Here is a 2,166-nt window from a genome sequence, read left to right as displayed (position 1 = left end):
TTGGCCAGGTTGTCGCCGATAAAGCCCAGGTACACATCGTTGATCAACTTGTTGCGCACGAAGGAGCTCAGCGGCCGCGGCTTGAATTCGCTCAGGCGCAGGGCCGAGCGTTCACGACTGATGATGCCCTGGCGCAGGCTCTGGTAACGCTGCAGGCCAGGCAGGAATTGTTCGCGGTGGGCCCGCAGGCGAGCGAAGAAGCCGTCCACGGTGAGGGACAGGCTGCGCTCCTGGATGCGCGGGTGTTCGCCCATCAGGTTGTCGACCTTGAACCGCAGATCGACTTCGGTGATGCGCTTGGCAAAGTCTTCCCGCAGCAGCGACAGGGCCACCGCCTCGGGCACGTAGTCGGCCCACTCGGCGAACTCGCCCTCGGCGCACAGGGCCGAGAGCCAGTTCTCGGTCAGCGCCCACTGCGCAGCGGGCCGCTCCACCAGCCGCGCCAGGGCCTGCTGGTAGTCGTCCCACATCCGCGCGCCTTGCAAGCGCAGGGTCAGGGCTTCCTGCAGCTGCTTGGCGTATTTGCTGAAGGTGAATTCGATGCGTTCCGCGGCCAGTTCCTGAACCAGGTACTCGGCAGCCTCGGGCAACAGCTCGGCGGCCAGGGTAAAGGCGTGCTGCTGATGCCAGTCACCCAGCGCCACGAGGATTTCCTCCTGCAACTGCAGCAAGCCTTCACGACGCCCGAACAGTTGCTGGATATGCCGGCTGGTACGGGCACGTTCCACCCATTGCCGGGGTTGCGGCTGTTCCTGCTGGCGATCCCAGTAGAGGGTGGCAAAGGCACGGGCCACCGCGCCGAAACGCAGCAGGCCGGCGCTGTCGCGCAGGGGCAGCAGTTGCAGGAGGATCGCTGCGGCGTCGTGGTCGTGGATGCCCTTCTCGTAGCCTTCCTTGTAGCGCGGCGCGGCAAAGTCGCGGATCACCCGCGCCAGTTCTTCAGGGTGCGCCAGCAAGGGTTTCAGGCTTTCCAGGCTCAGGCCTTCCTGGCCCCGATCGGCAGCGTCCAGCACTTGCCCGGCCAGGTATTCGGCGCGGTACAGCTGGGCCGATTCCGACTCCAGGGCTACCTGCCAGAAGTCGCGCAGGGCCTCCAGCTCGGGGTCGCGCAGGGGTTCGAGGAAATCCGTGCCGGTGAGGTGCAGGTGCAGTTCGTCGCCCCGGGGCATCAGGGTCAGGTCCAGCTCCTGGGTGTTGACGCTGAAGCGGTGACGCGGCCCCAGCTTGATGACGTTGCCGCCCTCTTCGAACAACTCGGTCTTGTCGCGCAGGGCACGCACGGCCTGATCCCGAGCCCCCTTGAGGCGCGACTCGACATCGTCGGCCTTGACGCTGTCCTTGAGCTCGCGCAGGCGCTCGGCCAGCTCCCGCAGCTTGAGGATCAGCGGGTCGGCGGCGAAGAACGCATTGAGCTCCTCGGCCTGGGTGAACTTGGCGGTGCGCCGGCCGAGGCTGTCGAGAATCCGCCGCGCGGCATCCAGCAGACCCTGGGCCTTGCGCTGGCGCTCGTCGAGCAGCGATTGCTTGTGGGCCTCGAAGGTTTCCAGCAACTCCTCACGCTTGCCGAGGATGTCGCCGAGGAACTGTTCATGGTCGCCGAAGCGGCTTTCCAGCTCCTCCAGCTGCACCAGCAACCGCGACAGCTGCTCGTCGCAACGTTCGGGGTCCTGGGCCTGGGCCAGGGCATTGGTGATGCCCTGGCTGAAGAGTTTGAACTGGGCCCCGAACTGCGCCACGGTCTCGGTCGAGCCCAGCCCCTTGCGCCGCTGTTCGGCACGGGCCTTGGCCTGGTTCAGGCGGGCGTAGATCTGCGAGATGGATTCGATGATCCGGGTGCGCTGGGTGGCGTCGTCGATCTGTAGCGAGGCCATCAGGCTCGACAACATGTCCAGGTCGCCGGCCATGGCTTGCAGGGCGCCCAAGGGCTCGCTGAGCTGGGCCACGGTTTCGGCTTTCTGCGCCTGGGCGTCCAGGGTTTCGAGCTGGGTCACCAAAGGCTGCAAGGCCTGATCGCTGGCGAGGAAGGTCGCAGTGCCGGCGGCGGTGCGCTCCTGGGCCTTGAGCAGGTCGGTTTCCATGGCGTCGATGCGCGCCACGTCGATGTAGCGGTAGTCGCGAATGGTCAGCAGCAGACCGCGCTGAGCGGTGATGCCGTTCAGGGCATCG

1 protein-coding gene is annotated in these 2,166 nt (G+C 66.3%); it reads right to left on the bottom strand.

What is annotated here, in order from left to right:
- A partial coding sequence (locus BLX41_RS36550; protein WP_473241694.1) for a DUF7902 domain-containing protein occupies positions 1-2,166 on the bottom strand: 2,166 nt, incomplete at both ends.

Origin of the sequence: Pseudomonas protegens, from assembly GCF_003732485.1 — a bacterium.
GTDB lineage: Bacteria > Pseudomonadota > Gammaproteobacteria > Pseudomonadales > Pseudomonadaceae > Aquipseudomonas > Aquipseudomonas protegens_B.
The sequence above is the reverse complement of the archived record's forward strand: the minus strand, read 5'-3'. Positions and strand labels throughout refer to the sequence as shown.